This is a genomic window from Streptomyces sp. NPDC094032 (assembly GCF_040303965.1).
Lineage (GTDB): Bacteria > Actinomycetota > Actinomycetes > Streptomycetales > Streptomycetaceae > Streptomyces.
The window spans coordinates 133,206-156,206 of the sequence record NZ_JBEOUE010000008.1 but is presented as its reverse complement, the minus strand read 5'-3'; the positions used below and the strand labels follow the sequence as shown (position 1 = coordinate 156,206).

Below are 23,001 nucleotides of genomic sequence, written 5' to 3'. Positions count from 1 at the left end.
CGACTCACATCCAGCCGCGCCGCTTGAACAGGGCGTACAACCCCACCACGATCCCGGCCATCAGCAGCAGCACCGTCGGATACGACGCCACCCAGTGCAGCTCCGGCATGTGGTCGAAGTTCATCCCGTAGATGCCCGCGACCATCGTGGGCACCGCGGCCATCGCCGCCCACGCGGAGATCTTCCGCATGTCGTCGTTCTGCCGCACGCCCATCTGCGCCAGATGCGCCGACAGCATGTCCGAGAGCAGCCGGTCGAGCCCCTCCACCTGCTCGTTGGCGCGCAGCAGATGGTCGTTGACGTCCCGGAAGAACGGCACCGCCTCGTCGTGCACGAAGGGCACCAGGCCCGTCGTGAGCTTGGCCATCGGGCCGACCAGCGGTCCCGAGGCCCGGCGGAACTCCAGCACCTGCCGCTTGGCGGTGTAGATGCGCTCCGCCGTCCCCGTGGACGGGGCGCTCGCCGAGTCGAAGACGGAGGTCTCCAGCTCCTCCAGGTCGATCTGGAGCTCCCCGGCGACGTCGAGGTAGTGGTCCACCACCGCGTCGCCGATCGCGTACAGCACCGCGGTCGGCCCGTGCCCGAGCACCTCCGGCTCGGCCTCCAGACGGTCGCGGACCGCCTTCAGCGGGGCGCCCTCGCCGTGCCGCACGGTCACCACGAAGGAGTCGCCGATGAAGACCATCAGCTCGTCCGCGCTGACCCGGTCGCTCGCCGCGTCGTACACCACCGGCTTGAGCACGACGAACAGCGAGTCGTCGTAGATCTCCAGCTTGGGCCGCTGATGCGCCTTCAGGGCGTCCTCGACGGCCAGCGGGTGCAGGGCGAACTCCCGGGAGACATGGTCGAACTCCGCCTCCGTCGGCTCGTACAGACCCACCCACAGGAAGGCGTCCCCGGTCGCCCGCGCCTCGGCCAGAGCGTCGGAGAGGTCGGCGGGGCCGTCCGTCCTGCGCCCGCCCCGGTAGATGGCTGAATCCACGATCACGGGCCGTATTCTCCCCCGAGGTCCGACTTCGCGCACCCGTGCGCCGGCCCGCGCCCCGTACGCTGGCCGACATGGCCACGCTGATCCTCGTCCGGCACGGACGTTCCACCGCCAACACCTCCGGGGTGCTCGCCGGGCGGATGCCCGGGATCGCGCTCGACGAACGCGGCGCGCAGCAGGCCGCCGCGCTGCCCGGGCGCCTCACGGGCGTGCCGCTCGCCGCCGTCGTCTCCAGCCCGCTGGAGCGCTGCCACCAGACCGTACGGCCGCTCCTCGACGCCCGCCCGGGACTCGCGCTGCACACCGAGGAGCGGATCAGCGAGTGCGACTACGGCGACTGGTCGGGCCGCAAACTGGCCGAACTCGCCGACGAGCCGCTGATGGAGGTCGTCCAGGCGCACGCCTCGGCCGCCGCTTTCCCCGGTGGCGAGTCCATGCGCGCCATGCAGGCCCGCGCGGTGGACGCCGTACGCGACTGGAACGCCCGGATCGACGCCGAGCACGGCGAGGACGCCGTCTACGCGATGTGCTCGCACGGCGACATCATCAAGTCGATCGTGGCCGACGCCCTCGGCCTCCACCTCGACCTCTTCCAGCGGATCCATGTCGACCCCTGCTCCCTGACGGTCATCCGCTACACCCGGCTGCGTCCCTTCCTCGTCCGGCTCGGCGACACCGGCGACCTCGCCGCGCTCGCCCCGCGCGAGACGCCCGGCGACAGCGGGGCGGCGGAGGTGGGGGGCGGTGCGGGCGCACCGTGATCCTTCCGCGCAGTAGTGTGGACGCGCCGCCGTAGCACCACCGCGCGGCACCGCAGCAGCCCACGACAGCAGCACAGTCGAGACTTCAAGGGAGTCAGGAACGTGTCCCGTCAGGTGTTCCTCTACGACCCACCGGAGCGTTTCGTGGCCGGCACGGTCGGGCTGCCTGGCCGCCGTACGTTCTTCCTCCAGGCGTCCGCGGCCGGCCGGGTCACCAGCGTCGCCCTGGAGAAGACCCAGGTGGCCGCCCTCGCCGAGCGGATCGACGAACTCCTCGACGAGGTCGTCCGGCGCACCGGGGGCAACGCCCCCGTCCCCGCGGTCGCCCCGGCGGAGATCGCCGACACCGCGCCGCTGGACACCCCCGTCGAGGAGGAGTTCCGGGTCGGCACCATGGCGCTCGCCTGGGACGGCGAGGAGCAGCGGATGATCGTCGAGGCGCAGGCCCTCGTCGAACTCGACGCGGACTCCGAGGAGGACCTCGCCGCGGCCGAGGAGCGGCTGCTCCAGGACGAGGAGAACGGCCCGCCGATGCTGCGCGTCCGGCTCTCCGGCGCCCAGGCCAGGGCCTTCGCCAAGCGCGCCCTGGACGTCGTCAACGCCGGGCGCCCGCCGTGCCCCCTGTGCAGCCTGCCGCTCGACCCCGAAGGGCATGTCTGCCCGCGCCAGAACGGATACCGGCGCGGCGCATGAGCGGTGACCGGACCCCCGAGCTCGTGGACCTGCTCGGCCGGGGGGAGCTGACCGTCCGCGGCCAGGTCCGCGAGGCCTCCAACGCCGTGCTCTTCTGCTCCGTCGCGTACGAGGGCGAGGAGGCGGCCTGCGTCTACAAGCCGGTCATGGGGGAGCGCCCGCTCTGGGACTTCCCCGACGGCAACCTGGCCCGCCGCGAGGTCGCCGCCTACGAGCTCTCCGAGGCCACCGGCTGGGGCCTGGTGCCGCCGACCGTGCTACGCGAGGGGCCGTACGGCGAGGGCATGGTCCAGCTCTGGGTCGACGCCGACCCCTCGGCCGAGCTGCTCGCGCTCGTGGACGGCGAGGAGGCGGGCGAAGGCTGGAAGGCCGTCGGTCCCGCCCAGGTGGCCGAGGACAGGACCGCGCTGCTCGTCCACGCCGACACCCCGCAGCTGCGCCGCATGGCCGTCCTGGACGCCGTCATCAACAACGGGGACCGCAAGGGCGGGCATCTGCTGCCCGCCCCGGACGGGCGGCTCTATGGGATCGACCACGGCGTCTCCTTCCATGTGGACGACAAGCTGCGCACCCTGCTGTGGGGCTGGGCGGGCGAGGAGCTGACCGAGGAGGCCGCCGCCGTCCTCGACCGGCTCGACGGGCGGCTCGCGCCCGGCACTCCACTGGCCGAACGGCTCGGCGGGCTGCTCACCGGGGCCGAGGTGGACGCCCTGCGGGAGCGGGTGGCCGTGCTGCGCAGGACGGGGCGGCACCCCGTACCGTCCGGGCAGTGGCCGGCGATCCCCTGGCCGCCGGTGTGAGGACCGTGCGGCCCTGACACGGCGGTCGATGCTTTTCGGCCAAGGGGCCCGGCGGGATAAGACCCCCGGGGGGTATGCATGAACGCGCCCGCCTCGCAAGACCGCCTAATCGGTCAAGATCCCGGATGCGGTTCGTATCCGGAACACCTGTCCGGTTACGCTCAGGACATGCATGCCTGGCCCGCTTCTGAGGTCCCCGCCCTGCCCGGCAAGGGCCGCGACCTCCGGATTCACGACACCGCGACCGGCGGACGAGTCACCCTCGCCCCCGGCCCCGTCGCCCGTATCTACGTCTGCGGCATCACGCCGTACGACGCGACCCATATGGGTCACGCGGCGACCTACAACGCGTTCGACCTCGTTCAGCGCGTGTGGCTCGACACCAAGCGGCAGGTTCACTACGTCCAGAACGTGACCGACGTGGACGACCCGCTCCTGGAGCGGGCCATCCGCGACGGCATCGACTGGGTCGGCCTCGCCGAGCGCGAGACCGCGCTGTTCCGCGAGGACATGACCGCGCTGCGCATGCTGCCCCCGCGGGACTACATCGGCGCCGTCGAGGCGATACCCGGCATCGTCCCGCTCGTCGAGCGCCTGCGGGACTCCGGCGCCGCCTACGAGCTCGAAGGCGACATCTACTTCTCGGTCGACGCCGACCCGCACTTCGGCCAGGTGTCGAACTACGACACCGAGCTGATGCGCCACCTCTCCGCCGAGCGCGGCGGCGACCCGGACCGCCCGGGCAAGAAGAACCCGCTCGACCCGATGCTGTGGATGGCCGCCCGTGAGGGCGAGCCGAGCTGGGACGGCGGCAGCCTCGGCGCCGGGCGCCCGGGCTGGCACATCGAGTGCGTCGCCATCGCCCTGGACCACCTCGGCATGGGCTTCGACGTGCAGGGCGGCGGCTCCGACCTGATCTTCCCGCACCACGAGATGGGCGCCTCCCACGCCCAGTCCCTCACGGGCGAGTTCCCCATGGCCAAGGCGTACGTCCACGCCGGCATGGTCGGCCTGCACGGCGAGAAGATGTCCAAGTCCAAGGGCAACCTGGTCTTCGTCTCCGCGCTGCGCAAGGACGGCGTCGACCCGGCCGCCATCCGGCTCGCGCTGCTCTCGCACCACTACCGCGCCGACTGGGAGTGGACCGACCAGGTCCTCCAGGACGCCGTCGACCGCCTCGGCCGCTGGCGCGCCGCCGTCTCGCGCCCCGACGGTCCGTCCGCCGACGCCCTCGTCGAGGAGCTGCGCGACGCGCTCTCCGACGACCTGGACACCCCGACCGCGCTCGCCGCGGTCGACCACTGGGCCGCGCTCCAGGAGGCCGAGGGCGGCAGCGACGAGTCCGCTCCCGGGCTCGCCTCCCGCGCCGTCGACGCCCTCCTGGGTGTCGCCCTGTAGCGAGCTGCCCGGCACAACTCCTTTTCACGCGACCGCCCTTGGACTTCACGACAAGTCCGGGGGCGGTTCCGTTTTGCCCTGTCGCGGTGCTCGAATCTGCGCTAAACAGGCCCCATGCAATCATCAATGCGCATGAGAGCTGCAGTCGCCGGTGCACTGCTCGGCCTGCTCGCCGTCTTCGCCGGACCCGGCGGGAGCGCGGCGGCCGTGCCCACGAGCAGCACCGGCCCCACCGAGAACACCACCACCGTCGGTGATCTCACCGGATTCTCCGCCGACGGATCCGTCTACCAGCTGACCGCCGGCCACGCCGAGGCCCGGATCAGCTTCGTCACCGACGAGACCTTCCGCATCGAGCTGGCACCCGACGGCAAGTTCACCGACCCCACCGGCCAGGACATCGTCCTGCCGCAGGGCCCGCCGCCCGCCACCCGCTGGTCCGACCTCGGGGACCGCTACGAACTCAGCACCGCCCGGGTGACCCTGCGCGCCTACAAGTCGCCCCTGCGCTTCGCCGCCGTCCGCGCCGACGGCACCCCGCTGTGGAGCGAGACCCAGGGCCTCACCTGGAACCAGGACCGCACCACCCAGAGCCTGGCCCGCGGCGCCGACGAGCAGTTCTACGGCGCCGGCATGCAGAACGGGCGCGGCAACACCTCCCACCGCGGCAAGACCGTCGAGGTCGGCGTGGACTACAACTGGAACGACGGCGGCCACCCCAACTCCGTCCCGTTCTACCTCTCCTCCGCCGGATACGGCGTCTACCGCAACACCTACGCCCCCAACACCTATGTCTTCGGCGAGCCCGTCACCACCACCGCCCGCGAACAGCGCTTCGACGCCTACTACTTCGCGGGCAGCGGCCCCGGCGCCCTCAAGGACGTCATCGGCCAGTACACCCGGCTCACCGGAAAACCGTTCATGCCGCCGGTCTACGGTCTGGAGATCGGCGACGCCGACTGCTACCTCCACAACGCCAACCGCGGCGAACGGCGCACCCTCGACGCCCTGAAGGTCGCCGACGGCTACGTCGAGAACGACATGCCCAACGGCTGGATGCTCGTCAACGACGGCTACGGCTGCGGCTACGAGAACCTCGCCGAGGCCTCCCAGGGCCTCCGGGACCGCGGCATGCAACTCGGCCTGTGGACCGAGGACGGCATCGACAAGCTGGGCGAGCAGGTGAAGGCCGGCCAGCGGGTCGCCAAGCTGGACGTCGCCTGGGTCGGCGACGGCTACAAGTTCGCCCTCGACGGCTGCAAGGGCGCCTACGCCGGCATCGAGGCCAACAGCGACGCCCGCGGCTTCACCTGGGCCCCCGAGAGCTGGTCCGGCGCCCAGCGCTGCGGCGTCCAGTGGTCCGGCGACCAGTCCGGCAGCTGGGAGTACATCCGCTGGCAGATCCCCACCTACGCCGGCGCCTCCATGTCCGGCCTCGCCTACACCACCGGCGACGTCGACGGCATCTTCGGCGGCAGCCCCAAGACGTACACCCGTGACCTCCAGTGGAAGATGTTCCTGCCGGTCACCATGACCATGGACGGCTGGGCCGCGCAGGACAAGCAGCCCTTCCGCTATGGCGAGCCGTACACCTCGATCAACCGGGCCTCCCTCAAGCTGCACGAGGCCCTGCTGCCCTACATCTACTCGCACGCCCACCAGGCCACCCGGACCGGCGTCGGCCTCGCCCGGCCGCTCGCCCTGGAGTACCCCGACGACCCGGTGGCCGCCTCGGACGCCGCGAAGTACGAGTTCCTCAGCGGCCGGGACTTCCTCGTGGCCCCCGTCTACAAGGACGCCGTCGAGCGCGACGGCATCTACCTCCCCAAGGGCACCTGGATCGACTACTGGAACGGGCGCGTCTACGAGGGCCCGCTGACCCTCGACGACTACAGCGCCCCGCTCGACACCCTGCCGCTGTTCGTCCGCGCCGGGGCGACCGTCCCGATGTGGCCGGGCGGCATCCGCTCGTACACCCAGCGCACCCCCGGCTCCCCGCTCGCCTGGGACGTCTACCCGCAGGGCGACTCGTCCTTCACGCTGTACGAGGACGACGGCGTGACCCGCGAGCACCGCGACGGGCGGTACGCCACCCAGCGCGCCGACGTCCGGGCGCCCCTGCGCGGCGCCGGCGACGTGACCGTGCGCGTCGGACCCAGCGACGGCTCCTACACGGGCAAGGCCACCGCCCGCCCGTACGCCTTCACCGTCCACACCGGCGACGCGCCCGGCGGCGTCACCCTCGGCGGGCGCCCGCTGAAGGGGCTCGCGTCGAAGGCCGCCTTCGAGGCCGCCGACCAGGGCTGGTGGTACGACCGGGACGACCGCGGCGGCGTGGTGCGGATCAAGACCGCCGCCCAGCGCACCGACCGCGGCTTCACCCTCGTCCTGAGCGGCACCAGCGCCGTCGGCGGAGCCGTCCCCGGCGCCGCCGCGACCCTCGCCGCCCCGGCCGCGCAGGAGCTCGGCGCGGGAGTGCCCGGCACCGTCGCCGTCGACGTCACCGCCGGGACCAGGGACGCCACCGGGGTGACCGTCGGCCTCGACGTCCCGGCCGGCTGGCAGGTCGCCCCGGCCGCGCCGATCGCCCGCGTCCCGGCCGGCACCACCCGGCGCGTCGAGCTCGCGGTGACCCCCGCGAAGGACGCCGTACCGGGCGAGGCCACGCTCACCGCCACGGTCCGGCACCGGGCCGCCGGAGTGGACCGCACCGCGCTCCAGCGCTTCGCCGTCGGGGTGATGCCCCCGCCGCCGACCGCGCCCGCCTGGGCCAGCGACCTGGTCTGGCTGAAGTCGTCCAACGGCTGGGGCCCGCCGGAGCGCGACCGCTCCAACGGCGAGTCCGGCGCCGCCGACGGCCGCGCCCTCACCCTCGCGGGCACGACCTACGAGAAGGGCATCGGGGCCCACGCCGACTCCGACATCGAGGTCTACCTCGGCGGGCGCTGCACCGCGCTCACCGCCGACGTCGGCATCGACGACGAGATCAACGGGTACGGGGAGGTCGCCTTCTCCGTCGAGGCCGACGGCAAGGTGCTGTGGACCTCGCCCAAGGTGACCGGAGCCTCCCCGACCGTGCCCGTGGCCGTCGACCTGACCGGTGCGCGCCATGTGCACCTGAAGATCACCGACACCAACGGGTCCAAGAGCGGGGACCACGGCGACTGGGCGGGTGCGCGGTTCGACTGCGCCTGACGGGCACGGTGTGATGGGGTGGGAGCGTCCGTCGAACGCCCGTATGAAAGGACGCTCCATGCCTGGCTCCATGCAACGTTCCTTCGAGCAACGCCCGTTCGCACGCAGAAGCCTCCTGGGAGCCGCCGCCGCCACCGGCGCGGCGGCTCTCCTCGGCCCGTTAGGGGGGACCGCGCACGCGGCGGGATCCCCGGGACGATGGCCCACCACCCTTCCGCTGCCCGCGGGCTTCCAGCCCGAGGGCATCGCGATCGGACACAGCCCCATCGCGTACTTCGGCTCCCTCGCCAACGGCGACGTCTACCGGGTGAGCCTCGCCACCGGTCGCGGCCGACTCCTTTCGACCGGGCCCGGCGCCGGCAACCCGACCGTCGGACTCAAGATCGACCACGCCGAACGGCGCCTCTTCCTCGCCGGCGGCGGCGCCATCCGGGTCGTGGACGCCCGCTCGGGCGCCCTGCTGCGCTCCTACGGCGGACCCGGTGCCGGATACGCGATGGTCAACGACGTCGTCCTCACCCCGGGCGCCGCCTGGTTCACCGACTCCTTCCAGCCGCAGCTCTACCGGCTCGCCCGCGACCGCTCCGGCGACCCCGTCGGCTCCCCGGTGGCCGTGCCGCTCGGCGGCGACTGGGTCCAGGGCCCGGGCTTCACCGCCAACGGCATCGCGCGCACTCCCGACGGACGCGCGCTCCTCGTCGTGAACACGATCGCCGACGGCGGCACCCTGATGCGGGTCGAGCCCGCGAGCGGCCTCGCGAGCGCCGTCGACCTCGGCGGACTGAAGATCCCCAACGGCGACGGGCTCCTCCTGCTCGGACGGCACCTGTACGTCGTCCAGCAGGCGAGCAACGAGGTGAACGTGGTCCGGCTGAACGCGGGCGGCACCCGAGGCGTGCCCGTCGCCCGGATCACCGATCCCCGCTTCCGCATCCCGACCACCGCGGCGGCCTGGGGCGACCGTATCTATCTGCCCAACGCACGCTTCGACGTGGACCCGACGCCGACCACGGAGTACGACGTGGTCGCCATCGACCAGGTCTAGAGACACCTACGGGAGGGGCGGCCGCGCCGTCCCTCCCGTAGTACCGCTATCGCTCAGTCCTCGGAGTCTCCGGTGTCCCCGGATTCCTCAGGGCCCTCGTCGCCCTCGGCCGTCGGCGGCTCGGGCTCCGCGCCCGGCACCGCCTCGGGTCCCGGCTGCTGTGGCTTCGGCGGCCGGGTGCGGTCGCCCGCGACGTCCCTCAGGTACGAGGTGTCGCCGCCCTCCGTCGCGAGTCCCGGGCCCTGGCCCGGTCCCGTGCCCGGCTCGCGGCGCCGCAGATAGCGCTCGAACTCGCGGGCGATGGCCTCGCCGGAGGCCTCCGGCAGCTCGGCCGTGTCCCGCGCCTCCTCCAGGGTCTGCACATACTCGGCGACCTCGCTGTCCTCGGCGGCCAGCTGGTCCACGCCCACCTGCCAGGCGCGCGCGTCCTCGGGCAGCTCGCCCAGCGGGATGCGCAGGTCGATCAGGTCCTCCAGGCGGTTCAGGAGGGCCAGCGTCGCCTTCGGGTTCGGCGGCTGCGACACATAGTGCGGCACCGCGGCCCACAGGCTCACCGCCGGCACCCCGGCGTGCGTGCACGCCTCCTGGAGGATGCCCACGATGCCCGTCGGGCCCTCGTACCGCGTCTCCTCCAGGTCCATCGTCCGCGCCAGATCGGGGTCGGAGGTCACCCCGCTGACCGGAACCGGACGTGTGTGCGGGGTGTCGCCGAGCAGCGCGCCCAGGATCACCACCATCTCCACGCCCAGCTCATGGGCGAAGCCCAGGAGCTCGTTGCAGAACGAACGCCAGCGCATCGACGGCTCGATCCCGCGCACCAGGACCAGGTCCCGGGGCTTGTCGCCGCCGATCCGCACCACGGAGAGCCGGGTCGTGGGCCAGGTGATCTTCCGGACGCCGCCGTCCAGCCACACCGTGGGCCGGTTGACCTGGAAGTCGTAGTAGTCCTCGGCGTCCAGCGCCGCGAACACCTCGCCCTTCCACTCCCGGTCCAGATGGGCGACCGCAGCGGAGGCGGCGTCACCGGCGTCGTTCCACCCCTCGAACGCGGCCACCATGACCGGGTCGATCAGCTCGGGAACCCCCTCGAGCTCGATCACCCAGCGCCTCCTTCGTCGAAGTTCCTGTCGTACGGACCAACCTTACGGCTTTCCGGCGGCCCGCCCGCAGCCCTCGGATCCGCCCGAAAGCCGTCCCGGCCTTGATCGACTACCCAGGAACTCCCGTCGGCACGCGTGCCGGCTCACTCCTCCCAGAGTGTGGTCGGAGCCTCCCTCCGCAGCACCGGGGCGATCTCCTCCGCGAACCGCTCCAGGGTCTCGATCTGCTCGCCCGTGGACTGCCCGAAAGCGTCGACCGTGACCGACTGCAGGTCGTGCCGGTACACCTCGTGATAGCCGAGCAGCTTGTCGATGATCTGCTGCGGGGAGCCGATCAGCTGCGGCCCGCCCGCGATGGCGTCCTCGATGGTGCGGAAGGGGGTGTTGTAGCCGGTCTTCCCCTCCAGGTGCGGCCGGAAGTTCTGCCGCGTCCGCGCCTCGTACAGCTCCTTGTAGCGGGAGACCGCCTGCTCGTGGCTGTCGGCGATGAGCAGCCCGCCCGAGCCCGCCGCCACGCGCGCGTTCCTCGGGTCGTGCCCGTACTCCTCGAAGCGCTCGCGGTAGTGGGCGATCAGCTTCGCGTACGCCTCGCGCGGCTGGATGGCGTTGGCGGTGAACAGCGGGTCGCCGTGCCTTGCCGCGAGCTCGGGGGAGTTGAGACTGGTGGCCGAGCCGTGCCAGATGCGCGGCGCCCCGGCGTACGGGCGGGGGACGGTGGTCACGTTCTTCAGCGGGGGACGGAACTCGCCCTCCCAGTCCACGCCCTCCTCCGTCCACAGCCGGCGCAGCAGCTCGTACCGCTCCCGCTGGAGGTCCCACTGGCGCTCCTCGTCGAGGCCGAAGAGGTCGAAGTGGCCGGCCTCCGCGCCCTTGCCGACGACGAGCTCGATCCGGCCCCGGGAGAGCAGGTCGAGCGTGGCGTAGTCCTCGGCGACCCGGACCGGGTCGAGGATCGCGACGACGGTCACGCCGGTCAGGAGCCGGATGCGGGAGGTGCGGGCCGCCAGCGCGCCGAGCAGCACGGAGGGGCTGGAGGAAAGGAAGGGGCCGGTGTGCCGTTCGCCGATGGAGTACGCGTCGAAGCCGAGCCGCTCGGCGGCCTCGCCGACGGTCAGGACCTGCTCCAACCGGTCCGCGGGGGAGTCGAGTTCACCGGTGAGGGGGTGCGGGGCATGCCCGATGAGGGAGAGCACCTGAAACTTCATGGTTCAACTCTGCGCGCCCAGTGTTGCGGTGGTATGGCGACGGTATGGCGGGTGGCGGGTATGCGTAAGGGGCGGTCTCCTGGGAGACCGCCCCTTACCTGGACCTCTACTTGCGCAGCATGTCCTCGACCTTGCCGCGGATCTCGTCCGTGGCCAGACCGCGGATGGTCAGCGTGGTGCGGCGGCGCAGCACGTCGTCCGCGGTCTCGGCCCACTCGTGGTCTCGGGCGTAGGCGACCTGGGCCCAGATCTCCGGGGCGTCCGGGTGGACGCGCTCGGCGAGCTCGGGGTTCTCGTTCGCCATGCGGGCGATGTCGAAGGCGAGCGAGCCGTAGTGCGTCGCCAGGTGCTTGGCGGTGTCGGCGGACATGCGGGGGCCGGGCGCCGGGCCGTCCACGAGCAGCCGGTGGGCGACCGCGTTCGGGTTGGCTATGCCGGGCAGCGGGAGCCGCTTCGGCAGCGAGGACACCGGCTCGTAGGAGTCGCCCAGCGGGTGGCCGGGGAGCTCCTCCAGCTTCTTCATGATGGTGCGGCCGATGTGGCGGAAGGTGGTCCACTTGCCGCCGGCCACCGACAGCATGCCGCCGCGGCCCTCGGTGACGACCGTCTCGCGCTTGGCCTTGGAGGTGTCGCCGGGACCGCCCGGCAGCACCCGCAGACCCGCGAAGGCGTAGGTGATCAGCGAGCGGTCGAGCTGCTGGTCGCGGATGGAGAAGGCGGCCTCGTCCAGGATCTGGGCGGTGTCCTTCTCGTTGACCGCGACCTCGCCCGGGTCGCCCTCGTACTCCTCGTCGGTCGTGCCGAGCAGGAGCATGTCCTCCCAGGGGAGGGCGAAGGTGATGCGGTACTTGTCGATAGGGGTGGCGAGCGCCGCCTTCCACGGGGAGGTGCGCTTGAGGACGAGGTGCGCGCCCTTGGAGAGGCGGATGGAGGGGGCCGCGTTGGGGTCCTCCAGCTTGCGCAGGTGGTCCACCCACGGGCCGGTGGCGTTCAGCACCAGGCGGGCGCTGACGCCGAACTCCTCGCCGTCGAGCCGGTCCTTCAGCTCGGCGCCGGTGACCCGGCCCTTCGTGAAGCGCAGTCCGGTGACCTCGGCGTGGTTGAGGACGACCGCGCCGGCCTCGACCGCGGCGCGGACCGTCATCAGGGCCATGCGGGAGTCGTTCATCTGGTCGTCGCCGTAGACGGCGACGGCCTTGAGGTTGTCGGTGCGCAGCTCCGGCACGTCCTGGGCGGCCTTGGCGGGGCTCAGCAGGTGCCCGACGCCGTCGCCGAAGGCGGACAGGGCGCTGTAGGCGAAGACGCCGGCGCCCAGCTTGGCCGCGCCGTGCGGGCCGCCCTTGTAGACGGGCAGGTAGAACGTGAGCGGGTTGGACAGGTGGGGGGCCACCTGGCGGGAGACCGCGCGCCGCTCGAAGTGGTTCTCCGCGACCAGCTTCACCGCGCCGGTCTGCAGGTAGCGCAGACCGCCGTGGAGCAGCTTGGAGGAGGCGGAGGAGGTGGCGCCGGCGAAGTCGCCGGCGTCCACCAGGGCCACCCGCAGCCCGGACTGCGCGGCGTGCCAGGCGGTGGAGATGCCCAGGATGCCGCCGCCGATCACCAGAAGGTCGTACGTCGCCTTGGACAGCTGCTCTCTGGTCTCGGCGCGGGTCGGAAGGGAACCGGCGGCCGGGTGCATCCCCAGGGAGGGGAGGCTCTGCAGGGTGGTCATCGCGAATTACTCCTCGTCAGTTCTCTTCTGCTTCGAGCCAGCCCATGGAGCGCTCGACGGCCTTGAGCCAGTTCTTGTACTCGCTGTCACGCTTGTCGGCGTCCATGCGAGGGGTCCACTCGGCGGCCCGGCGCCAGTTGGCGCGCAGCGCGTCGGTGTCGGGCCAGAAGCCGACGGCGAGACCGGCGGCGTAGGCGGCGCCGAGGCAGGTGGTCTCGGCGACCATCGGGCGCACGACGGGGGCGTCCAGGAAGTCGGAGAGGGTCTGCATCAGCAGGTTGTTGGAGGTCATGCCGCCGTCGACCTTGAGGGCGGCCAGCTCGACGCCGGAGTCCTTGGTCATGGCGTCGGTGATCTCGCGGGTCTGCCAGGCGGTGGCCTCCAGGACGGCACGGGCGATGTGCGCCTTGGTGACGTACCGGGTGAGGCCGGCGATCACACCGCGGGCGTCGGAGCGCCAGTACGGGGCGAAGAGACCGGAGAAGGCCGGGACGAAGTAGGCGCCGCCGTTGTCCTCGACGGAGGAGGCCAGCGTCTCGATCTCGGCGGCGGACTTGATGAGGCCCATCTGGTCGCGCATCCACTGCACCAGGGAGCCGGTGACGGCGATCGAGCCCTCCAGGGCGTAGACCGGCTTCTGGTCGCCGATCTGGTAGCCGACCGTGGTCAGCAGGCCGCTGTAGGAGTTGATGATCTTGTCGCCGGTGTTCATGAGCATGAACGTTCCGGTGCCGTACGTGGACTTGGCCTCGCCCTCGGCGAAACAGGTCTGGCCGAACAGGGCGGCCTGCTGGTCGCCGAGCGCGGAGGCGACCGGGACGCCCGCGAGGATGCCGTCCTTGACGTGGCCGTAGACCTCGGCGGAGGACCTGATCTCCGGGAGGACGTTGAGCGGGACGTCCATGGACTCGGCGATCTTCGCGTCCCAGGCCAGGGTGTGCAGGTTCATCAGCATGGTGCGCGAGGCGTTGGTGACGTCGGTGACGTGCACACCGCCCTGGGCGCCGCCGGTGAGGTTCCAGATGACCCAGGAGTCCATGGTGCCGAAGAGGATGTCGCCGGCCTCGGCGCGCTCGCGCAGGCCCTCGACGTTGTCGAGCAGCCAGCGGACCTTCGGTCCGGCGAAGTAGCTGGCCAGCGGCAGGCCGGTCTCGCGGCGGAAGCGGTCCTGGCCGACGTTGCGGCCGAGCTCCTTGCACAGGGCGTCGGTGCGGGTGTCCTGCCAGACCAGCGCGTTGTGGACCGGCTCGCCGGTGTTCTTGTCCCACAGGACGGTGGTCTCGCGCTGGTTGGTGATGCCGACGGCCTTGACGTCCGCGGCGGTGATCCCGGCCTTGGCGATGGCCCCGGCGACGACCTCCTGGACGTTGGCCCAGATCTCGGTGGCGTCGTGCTCGACCCAGCCCGGCTTCGGGAAGATCTGCTCGTGCTCCTTCTGGTCGACGGAGACGATCCGGCCGTCCTTGTCGAAGACGATGCAGCGCGAGGACGTGGTGCCCTGGTCGATCGCGGCGATGAACGGGCCGTGCCCGTGGGAGGAGGTGCCGGGGGTGTGTGCGTCGGTCACGGTGTACTCCAAGGGAGGTCTGGAAGAAGGACGGCTCAGGCGAACGCGATGTTGTAGATACCCGCCGCGATGGCTCCGCCGATCAGCGGTCCCGCGACGGGGATCCAGGCGTAGCTCCAGTCGGAGCCGCCCTTGTTCGGGAGCGGGAGCAGCGCGTGCACGATGCGCGGGCCGAGGTCACGGGCGGGGTTGATCGCGTAGCCCGTCGGGCCGCCGAGCGAGAGGCCGATGGAGACGACGACGAAGGCGGTGATCAGGGCGCCGATGACGCCGAGGCCCTTGCCGCTGTCGTTGAGGCCCTGGGTGAGCACGGCGAGGACCAGCACGACGGTGCCGATGATCTCGGTGGCCAGGTTCTGCCAGGTGTTCCGGATCTCGGGGCCGGTCGAGAAGATGCCGAGCACCGGGCCGGCGTCCGGGGCGGCCTTCTGGTCGACCATCCCCTCCTCGTGCGGCGTGGAGATGAGCTCGGGGTCCGTGAGGTGGGCCCGGAACTGGCCGTAGTACGCCACCCAGACCAGCGCCGCACCGATCATCGCGCCCAGGAGCTGGCCGGCGACGTAGACCGGCACGTTGCTCCAGTCGCCGTCCTTGATCGCGATACCGATCGTCACCGCGGGGTTCAGATGGGCCCCGGAGAGGGAAGCGGTCATGTACACGGCCGTCATGACGGCGAAGCCCCACCCGAAGGTGATCGCGAGCCAGCCCGCGCCACGGGCCTTGGAGCTCTTGAGCGTGACGGCGGCGCAGACACCGCCGCCGAGCAGAATGAGTACGGCGGTACCGATGGTCTCGCCGATGAAGATGTCGGAGCTGGACACCCGCGACTCCTTTGTCCTTCGTCCAGGGGAAGGCGAACCCCGGGTCCCTCCGGTGGTCCGCACCCTCGTGTGAGGGCGTTGCCGGCCCTTGGCACTGTCACACCCTAGCGTGTATTGCCGGTAGCTGTTCGACAATGCCGACCGATGAACGGAAGTTTTGCGCCAGGGTTAACAGCGCGTCAAGGGTTGCGGGTGCGAAAAACCCGCCGATAACGCGATCGTTACCGACGGGTTCAGTGGTGTACGTACGCCCTGGGGGCCCGGTTCAGAAGCGGCCCGCGCCCAGGTCGCGGGAGACCGCCCGGGCGCAGTCCCGTACCGCCGCGACCAGTTCGGAGCGCAGCTCGCCCTCGGCGCACACCCGCTCCACGGCGCCCGTGATGGCCACCGCGCCCACCGGCATCCTGCGCCGGTCGTGGATCGGCGCCGCCACCGAGGCGACGCCCTCCCAGGTCTCCTCCACGTCCGCCGCCCAGCCGCGCGCCCTGGTCAGGTCGAGCACCGACTCGAAGCCCGCCAGATCGGTGACCGTACGGGGCGTGAACGGCTCCCGGGTCACCTCCACCGCCTCGCTGTGCGCCACCGGGTCGTACGCCGACAGCACCTTGCCCAGCGCCGTGGAGTGCAGTGGCTGCATGGCCCCCACCTCCAGGACCTGGCGGCTGTCGTCGGGCCGGAAGACATGGTGGACGATGAGCACGCCCGACTGGTGGAGCACGCCGAGATGGACGCTCTCGCCGCTGGAGCGGGCCAGGTCGTCCGTCCAGACCAGGGCCCGCGCGCGCAGCTCGTGCACGTCCAGATAGCTGTTGCCGAGCCGCAGCAGCTCGGCGCCCAGCTGGTAGCGGGAGGAGGGGTCCTGCTCCACGAAGCCCTCGGCCTGGAGGGTGCGCAGGATGCCGTGCGCCGTCCCCTTGGCGAGGCCGAGCGAGGAGGCGATGTCGGACAGGCCGAGCCGGCGCTCGCCGCCCGCGAGCAGTCGCAGCATCGCCGCCGCCCGTTCAAGCGACTGGATGTTCTTCGCCATCGCCCGGCCCTTCTCCTCACATGCTGTTCGACAATGCTGAACACTATCGGTCCATGCCGACCTTGTGTCACACGAATAGTGTCGTGCACGAACGGGCCGGACCGGGAGTCCCCGGCACACAGGATGCAGTCCAGCCAGTGGAACCCGATGTCCACCCCGGCACCCGCGCGGTTAGTCTGGGCCCGTGCGCTCTCCACCGGGGGCGCAAAGCCGACAGCCGTCGCATCCCAGGGAGCTTCATCCATGGCCTCGCCGACCCCTTCCGCCGCAGCCGCGACCGCCGCCCAGCGGGCCGACGCCCTCCGCGAGGCCTTCGCCTCCCGGGTCGTCGTCTCCGACGGCGCGATGGGCACCATGCTCCAGGCCCAGGACCCCTCCCTGGAGGACTTCCAGCAGCTTGAGGGCTGTAACGAGATCCTGAACGTCTCCCGCCCGGACATCGTCCGTTCGGTCCACGACGCCTACCTCGCGGTCGGCACCGACTGCGTCGGCACCAACACCTTCAACTGCAACTTCTCCGCGCTCGGCGAGTACGACATCGCCCACCGCATCCAGGAGCTCTCCGAGGCCGGTGCCCGGATCGCCCGCGAGGCGGCCGACGAGTTCACCGCGCAGACCGGACAGCAGCGCTGGGTGCTCGGCTCCATGGGCCCCGGCACCAAGCTGCCCACCCTGGGCCACGTCGACTACGCCACGATCCGCGACGCCTACCAGCAGAACGCCGAGGGTCTCCTCGCCGGCGGCGCCGACGCGCTGCTCGTCGAGACCACCCAGGACCTCCTGCAGACCAAGGCCGCGATCATCGCCGCCCACCGCGCCATGGCGGTCGCCGGCTACACCGTCCCGCTCATCACCTCGGTCACCGTCGAGACCACCGGCACCATGCTGCTCGGCTCCGAGATCGGCGCGGCGCTGACCGCCCTGGAGCCGCTCGGCATCGACATGATCGGCATGAACTGCGCCACCGGCCCCGCCGAGATGAGCGAGCACCTGCGCTACCTCGCCCGGCACTCCGGCATCGCCCTCTCCTGCATGCCCAACGCCGGTCTGCCCGTCCTGACCAAGGACGGCGCCTACTACCCGCTCTCCGCCGAGGAGCTGGCCGACGCCCACGAGACCTTCGTCGGCGAGTACGGCCTCAGCCTGGTCGGCGGCTGCTGCGGCACCACCCCCGAGCACCTGCGCCAGGTCGTCGAGCGGGTCCGCGGCCTCGTCCCGCCGGTCCGCGAGCCGCGCCCCGAGCCGGGCGCCGCCTCGCTCTACCAGACCGTCCCGTTCCGCCAGGACACCTCGTACATGGCGATCGGCGAGCGCACCAACGCCAACGGCTCCAAGAAGTTCCGCGAGGCCATGCTCGAAGGCCGCTGGGACGACTGCGTCGAGATGGCCAGGGACCAGATCCGCGAGGGCGCGCACATGCTCGACCTCTGCGTCGACTACGTGGGCCGCGACGGCGTCGCCGACATGGACGAGCTCGCCGGGCGCTTCGCCACCGCCTCCACGCTGCCGATCGTCCTGGACTCCACCGAGGTCCCGGTCATCCGGGCCGGCCTGGAGAAGCTGGGCGGCCGCGCCGTCATCAACTCGGTCAACTACGAGGACGGCGACGGGCCCGAGTCCCGCTTCGCCAAGGTCACCCGGCTGGCCCAGGAGCACGGCGCCGCGCTGATCGCCCTCACCATCGACGAGGAGGGCCAGGCCCGTACCGTCGAGCACAAGGTCGCCATCGCCGAGCGTCTCATCGACGACCTCACCGGCAACTGGGGCATCCTTGAGTCCGACATCCTCATCGACACCCTGACCTTCACCATCTGCACCGGTCAGGAGGAGTCCCGCAAGGACGGCATCGCCACCATCGAGGCGATCCGCGAGCTCAAGCGGCGCCACCCGGACGTCCAGACCACGCTCGGCCTCTCCAACATCTCCTTCGGCCTCAACCCGGCCGCCCGCATCCTGCTGAACTCGGTCTTCCTCGACGAGTGCGTCAAGGCCGGCCTGGACTCGGCCATCGTCCACGCGTCGAAGATCCTGCCGATCGCGCGCTTCGACGAGGAGCAGGTCACCACCGCCCTCGACCTGATCTACGACCGGCGCGCCGAGGGTTACGACCCGCTGCAGAAGCTGATGGCGCTCTTCGAGGGGGCCACCACCAAGTCCCTCAAGGCCGGCAAGGTCGAGGAGCTGCTCGCGCTGCCGCTGGAGGAGCGCCTGAAGCGCCGGATCATCGACGGCGAGAAGAACGGCCTGGACGCCGACCTGGCCGAGGCGCTGACCGAGCGCCCGGCCCTGGAGATCGTCAACGACATCCTCCTGGACGGCATGAAGACGGTCGGCGAGCTGTTCGGCTCGGGCCAGATGCAGCTGCCGTTCGTGCTCCAGTCCGCCGAGGTCATGAAGAACGCGGTGGCCTACCTGGAGCCGCACATGGAGAAGTCGGACGCCGACGGCAAGGGCACGATCGTGCTCGCCACCGTCCGCGGCGACGTCCACGACATCGGCAAGAACCTCGTCGACATCATCCTCTCCAACAACGGCTACAACGTCGTCAACATCGGCATCAAGCAGCCGGTCTCCGCGATCCTGGAAGCCGCCGAAGAACACCGCGCCGACGTCATCGGCATGTCCGGCCTCCTGGTCAAGTCCACGGTGATCATGAAGGAGAACCTGGAGGAGCTGAACCAGCGCGAGCTGGCGGCCAAGTACCCGGTGATCCTCGGCGGCGCCGCCCTCACCCGGGCGTACGTCGAGCAGGACCTGCACGAGGTCTACCAGGGCGAGGTCCGCTACGCCCGCGACGCCTTCGAGGGCCTGCGCCTGATGGACGCCCTCATCGCGGTCAAGCGCGGCGTGCCGGGCGCCACCCTGCCCGAGCTCAAGCAGCGCCGGGTCGCCAAGGGCACCACCGCGCTCCAGGTCGACGAGCCGGAGCCGGGCGGCCGCTCGGACGTCTCCGTCGACAACCCCGTGCCGACCCCGCCGTTCTGGGGCACCCGCGTCGTCAAGGGCATCCCGCTCAAGGACTACGCGAGCTGGCTCGACGAGGGCGCGCTCTTCAAGGGCCAGTGGGGCCTGAAGCAGAACAGGGCCGGTGACGGCCCCTCGTACGAGGAGCTGGTGGAGAGCGAGGGCCGCCCGCGGCTGCGCGGCTGGCTGGAGCGCCTGCACACGGAGAACCTGCTGGAGGCGGCCGTCGTGCACGGCTACTTCCCCTGCGTCTCCAAGGGCGACGACCTGATCATCCTCGACGACGCGGGCAACGAGCGCACCCGCTTCACCTTCCCGCGCCAGCGCCGGGGCCGGCGCCTGTGCCTCGCGGACTTCTTCCGCCCGGAGGAGTCCGGCGAGACCGACGTCGTCGGCCTCCAGGTCGTCACCGTCGGCTCGAAGATCGGCGAGGCCACGGCCAAGCTGTTCGCGTCCGACTCCTACCGCGACTACCTGGAGCTGCACGGCCTCTCCGTGCAGCTGGCCGAGGCCCTGGCCGAGTACTGGCACGCCCGGGTCCGCGCCGAGCTCGGCTTCGCGGGCGAGGACCCGGCGGACGTCGAGGACATGTTCGCCCTCAAGTACCGGGGCGCGCGCTTCTCGCTGGGCTACGGCGCCTGCCCGGACCTGGAGGACCGGGCGAAGATCGCCGAGCTCCTGGAGCCGGAGCGGATCGGCGTGCACCTGTCCGAGGAGTTCCAGCTCCACCCGGAGCAGTCCACGGACGCCATCGTCATCCATCACCCCGAGGCGAAGTACTTCAACGCTCGGTAACCGGTACGGGGGTAAATCCCTGCGCCGCGTGTGAGCGGGACGTACACTTGTCGGTCCAGTGCAGAGGCCGGTCGCCCTACCCCCGTACCGGGGTGGGCGACCGGCCTTCTCGTCTCTCGATGGAGGTGTCCGGATGACCAGTACGGTCCCCGCGTCCCTGATCCGTGCCCACGGCAGCTCCGCCCTGCAAGCGGTCTTCCTCGACATGGACGGCACCCTCGTCGACACCGAGGGCTTCTGGTGGGACGCGGAAGTGGAGGTCTTCGCGGACCTCGGGCACCGGCTCGACGTCGCCTGGAAGGAGATCGTCGTCGGCGGCCCGATGACCCGCAGCGCCGGCTATCTCATCGAGGCGACCGGCGCCGACATCACCCTGGACGAGCTCACGGTGCTGCTCAACGAGAAGTTCGAGCAGCGCATCGGCCGGGGCGTGCCGCTGATGCCGGGCGCCGAGCGGCTGCTCGCCGAGCTGGGCCGGCACAACATTCCGGCCGCTCTGGTCTCGGCCTCGCACCGCAGGATCATCGACAAGGTGCTGGCCTCGCTGGGCCGCCACCACTTCCGGCTGACCGTGGCGGGCGACGAGGTCGGCCGCACCAAGCCGCACCCCGAGCCCTATCTGACCGCAGCGGCCGGCGTGGGCGCCGATCCGGCCCTGTGCGCAGTCATCGAGGACACCGCGACCGGTGTGGCTGCGGCGGAGGCGGCGGGCTGCCGGGTCGTCGCGGTGCCCTCCGTCGCCCCGATCGCGCCCTCCGCGGGCCGGGTCGTGGTGCGCTCCCTGGAGGAGGTCGACGTGCCCTTCCTGCGGACGCTGATCGCCTCCCCGGTCGCCTCCTGAGGCCCCTTCGAGCCCGGTCCCACGGGCCGGATCTGAGCTTTGTTTGAGGTTCAATGTCCGAAAAGGGCCCTGCGTGACCTTGGTCACGCAGAGTGCCGACCGACGGACGATTACCGGGCAGGGTGTGTCCGGAACATGTCGATTCCCCCGCACCCATGTGTCCCGTTTCGATCGATGACGCACGAATCATGCCGACGCATGATTATCGATGCCATCGCATTCATGATCACTGTGCGGTGACCGCGAGGGCCCTCCTCGTCCTTCGGTGGCGGCGCGGCGCACTAATCTTTCGCGAGTACTCCGCCGCACCTTCCGCGTGCCCCGGCGCCCACCCAAGTCGCCGCGCACGCAGGACCGATCGCACCCCCATCCAGGCCCGATCGCCCCGCCCCGACCGGGCGGCCCGGCGGAGTGAACGATGCCGCTGTACCCAGTGCCGGCCGTCACCCGGGGCCGGATGAGGAGAACGTCCCTGATGAACCGCAAGACCCTGGTGCTGCCGCTCACGGCCGCACTGCTCGTCCCCCTGCTCGCCGCCTGTGGTGGAGGGGACAAGAGCAGAGCGATCGTCGTGGGCACCACGGACCAGTTCGTCGCGACGGAGGACGCCCCCGCCCCGCTCGACCCGGCGTTCGCCTACGACACCGGTGCCTGGAACGTCCTGCGCCAGACCGTGCAGACGCTGATGCACTCCCCGCGCGGCAGTGGCCAGCCGGTCCCCGACGCGGCCGAGAGCTGCGGCTTCTCCGACAAGCAGAGCGAGAGCTACCGCTGCAAGCTGCGCGAGGGCCTCACCTTCGCCGACGGCACCGCGATCACCGCCGAGGACGTCAAGTTCTCCATCGACCGCGTGCTCGCCATCAAGTCCGACAACGGCACCGCCGCGCTCCTGTCCAACATCGACACCGTCGAGACCAAGGGCGAGCGCGAGGTGGTCTTCCACCTGAAGACGCCCGACGCGACCTTCCCGTACAAGCTCTCCACCCCCGTCGCGGGCATCCTCAGCAAGGACAAGTACGACGGCCGGAAGCTGCGCGCCGGATTCGACGTCGATGGCTCCGGCCCGTACACGATGAAGACCGAGCGCGACGGCGACAAGGTGACGAAGTTCGTCTTCACCAAGAACCCCAAGTACAAGGGTGACGTCACCCTGCGCAACGACCGGGTCGAGCTGCGCCCCTTCGACGACTCCTCCAGCATGGACACCGCGCTGGCGAAGGACGAGATCGACATGATGGCCCGCACCATGTCGCAGTCCCAGATCAAGGACCTCACCGAGCAGCCCAAGGACGGCATCGAGCTCACCGAGGTCCCCGGCCTGGAGATCCGCTACCTCGCCTTCAACACCAAGGCCCCCTCCGTCGAGGACAAGGCCGTACGACAGGCCATGGCCTCCGTCGTCGACCGCGGCGCCCTCGTCAACGAGGTCTACGGCCCCACCGCGCAGCCGCTCTACTCGCTGATCCCCTCCAGCATCACCGGCCACGCCACCTCGTTCATCGACACCTACGGCGAGCCGGACACCGCCAAGGCCGCGAAGATCCTGCGCGACGCGGGCGTCAAGACGCCCGTCAAGGTGACCCTGCACTACACCACCGACCACTACGGCGCCGAGACGGCCAAGGAGTTCGAGGCCCTGCGCGGCCAGCTGAACGCCACCCGCCTGTTCGACACCCAGATCCAGGGCACCGAGTGGTCCAAGTTCCGCCCGGCCCAGAAGCGCGGCGACTACGCCGTCTACGGCCTCGGCTGGTTCCCCGACTACCCGGACCCGGACAACTACATCGCTCCGTTCCTCGACAGCGACAACTTCCTCAACACCCCCTACGTCAACCAGTCCGTCCGTGACCGGCTGATCCCGCAGTCGCGCCGACAGGCCGACCGCACCGCCGCGGCCCCCGTCTTCGAGCAGATCCAGAAGATCGTCGCCAAGGACGTCCCCGTCCTGCCGCTGTGGCAGGGCAAGCAGTACGTCGCCGCGCGCGACGACGTCACCGGCGTCGAGTGGGCGCTGAACACCTCCTCCGACCTCCTCCTGTGGGAGCTCGGCCGCGGCACCGCCTGACCCCTTCGTTGTACCGGCCGCGCAG

16 protein-coding genes are annotated in these 23,001 nt (G+C 71.1%); 9 read left to right on the top strand and 7 right to left on the bottom strand.

What is annotated here, in order from left to right:
• Positions 1-4: 4 nt before the first annotated feature.
• The gene (locus ABTZ54_RS14515) at positions 5-997 is read right to left on the bottom strand and encodes a magnesium and cobalt transport protein CorA (protein WP_351662377.1); all 993 of its coding nucleotides are present in this window, start codon (positions 995-997) and stop codon (positions 5-7) included.
• 62 nt (positions 998-1,059) lie between these two features.
• On the opposite strand from ABTZ54_RS14515, the gene ABTZ54_RS14510 reads away from it, so the two are divergent.
• From ABTZ54_RS14510 to ABTZ54_RS14485, 6 genes are all read left to right on the top strand, one after another.
• Positions 1,060-1,749, top strand: coding sequence for a histidine phosphatase family protein (locus ABTZ54_RS14510; RefSeq protein ID WP_351661999.1), 690 nt, complete (start codon positions 1,060-1,062; stop codon positions 1,747-1,749).
• A 102-nt stretch (positions 1,750-1,851) separates the two neighbouring features.
• Positions 1,852-2,442, top strand: coding sequence for a DUF3090 domain-containing protein (locus ABTZ54_RS14505; RefSeq protein ID WP_123955225.1), 591 nt, complete (start codon positions 1,852-1,854; stop codon positions 2,440-2,442).
• Positions 2,439-3,242 carry an SCO1664 family protein gene (locus tag ABTZ54_RS14500; RefSeq protein WP_351661996.1) on the top strand — a complete coding sequence of 268 codons (804 nt, stop codon included), beginning with the start codon at positions 2,439-2,441 and terminating at the stop codon, positions 3,240-3,242. The genes ABTZ54_RS14505 and ABTZ54_RS14500 overlap by 4 nt, the downstream gene beginning before the upstream one ends.
• 168 nt (positions 3,243-3,410) lie before the next feature.
• On the top strand, positions 3,411-4,640 hold the full coding sequence (gene mshC / locus ABTZ54_RS14495) for a cysteine--1-D-myo-inosityl 2-amino-2-deoxy-alpha-D-glucopyranoside ligase (protein ID WP_351661993.1): 1,230 nt from the start codon (positions 3,411-3,413) through the stop codon (positions 4,638-4,640).
• Positions 4,641-4,754: 114 nt separating this feature from the next.
• The gene (locus ABTZ54_RS14490) at positions 4,755-7,835 is read left to right on the top strand and encodes an NPCBM/NEW2 domain-containing protein (RefSeq protein WP_351661990.1); all 3,081 of its coding nucleotides are present in this window, start codon (positions 4,755-4,757) and stop codon (positions 7,833-7,835) included.
• Positions 7,836-7,893: 58 nt separating this feature from the next.
• Positions 7,894-8,880, top strand: coding sequence for an SMP-30/gluconolactonase/LRE family protein (locus tag ABTZ54_RS14485; RefSeq protein WP_351661988.1), 987 nt, complete (start codon positions 7,894-7,896; stop codon positions 8,878-8,880).
• A gap of 53 nt (positions 8,881-8,933) precedes the next feature.
• On the opposite strand, the gene ABTZ54_RS14480 is transcribed toward ABTZ54_RS14485, so the two are convergent.
• The 6 genes from ABTZ54_RS14480 to ABTZ54_RS14455 all read right to left on the bottom strand — a co-directional run bounded on the left by ABTZ54_RS14480 (position 8,934) and on the right by ABTZ54_RS14455 (position 16,311).
• Positions 8,934-9,980, bottom strand: a complete 1,047-nt coding sequence (locus ABTZ54_RS14480; protein ID WP_351661985.1) for a PAC2 family protein — start codon at positions 9,978-9,980, stop codon at positions 8,934-8,936.
• A 143-nt stretch (positions 9,981-10,123) separates the two neighbouring features.
• Positions 10,124-11,185 (bottom strand): LLM class flavin-dependent oxidoreductase, encoded by a 1,062-nt coding sequence (locus ABTZ54_RS14475; RefSeq protein ID WP_351661982.1) that lies wholly within the window; start codon positions 11,183-11,185, stop codon positions 10,124-10,126.
• Between the two features lie 106 nt (positions 11,186-11,291).
• Entirely contained in the window at positions 11,292-12,896 is a 1,605-nt protein-coding gene (locus ABTZ54_RS14470) for a glycerol-3-phosphate dehydrogenase/oxidase (RefSeq protein WP_351661979.1), read from the bottom strand.
• Between the two features lie 16 nt (positions 12,897-12,912).
• The gene (glpK, locus tag ABTZ54_RS14465; protein WP_351661976.1) at positions 12,913-14,463 is read right to left on the bottom strand and encodes a glycerol kinase GlpK; all 1,551 of its coding nucleotides are present in this window, start codon (positions 14,461-14,463) and stop codon (positions 12,913-12,915) included.
• 35 nt (positions 14,464-14,498) lie between these two features.
• Positions 14,499-15,284 carry an MIP/aquaporin family protein gene (locus ABTZ54_RS14460; protein ID WP_351661973.1) on the bottom strand — a complete coding sequence of 262 codons (786 nt, stop codon included), beginning with the start codon at positions 15,282-15,284 and terminating at the stop codon, positions 14,499-14,501.
• A gap of 265 nt (positions 15,285-15,549) precedes the next feature.
• Positions 15,550-16,311: an IclR family transcriptional regulator gene (locus ABTZ54_RS14455; protein WP_351661970.1), complete on the bottom strand. Its 762-nt coding sequence runs from the start codon at positions 16,309-16,311 to the stop codon at positions 15,550-15,552.
• A 243-nt stretch (positions 16,312-16,554) separates the two neighbouring features.
• On the opposite strand from ABTZ54_RS14455, the gene metH reads away from it, so the two are divergent.
• From metH to ABTZ54_RS14440, 3 genes are all read left to right on the top strand, one after another.
• Positions 16,555-20,070 carry a methionine synthase gene (metH, locus tag ABTZ54_RS14450; protein ID WP_351661967.1) on the top strand — a complete coding sequence of 1,172 codons (3,516 nt, stop codon included), beginning with the start codon at positions 16,555-16,557 and terminating at the stop codon, positions 20,068-20,070.
• Between the two features lie 133 nt (positions 20,071-20,203).
• Positions 20,204-20,911 carry an HAD family hydrolase gene (locus ABTZ54_RS14445; RefSeq protein WP_351661964.1) on the top strand — a complete coding sequence of 236 codons (708 nt, stop codon included), beginning with the start codon at positions 20,204-20,206 and terminating at the stop codon, positions 20,909-20,911.
• Between the two features lie 475 nt (positions 20,912-21,386).
• A complete protein-coding gene (locus ABTZ54_RS14440) occupies positions 21,387-22,976 on the top strand; it encodes an ABC transporter substrate-binding protein (protein WP_351661962.1) in 1,590 nt (529 codons plus the stop codon).
• Positions 22,977-23,001 lie beyond the last annotated feature (25 nt).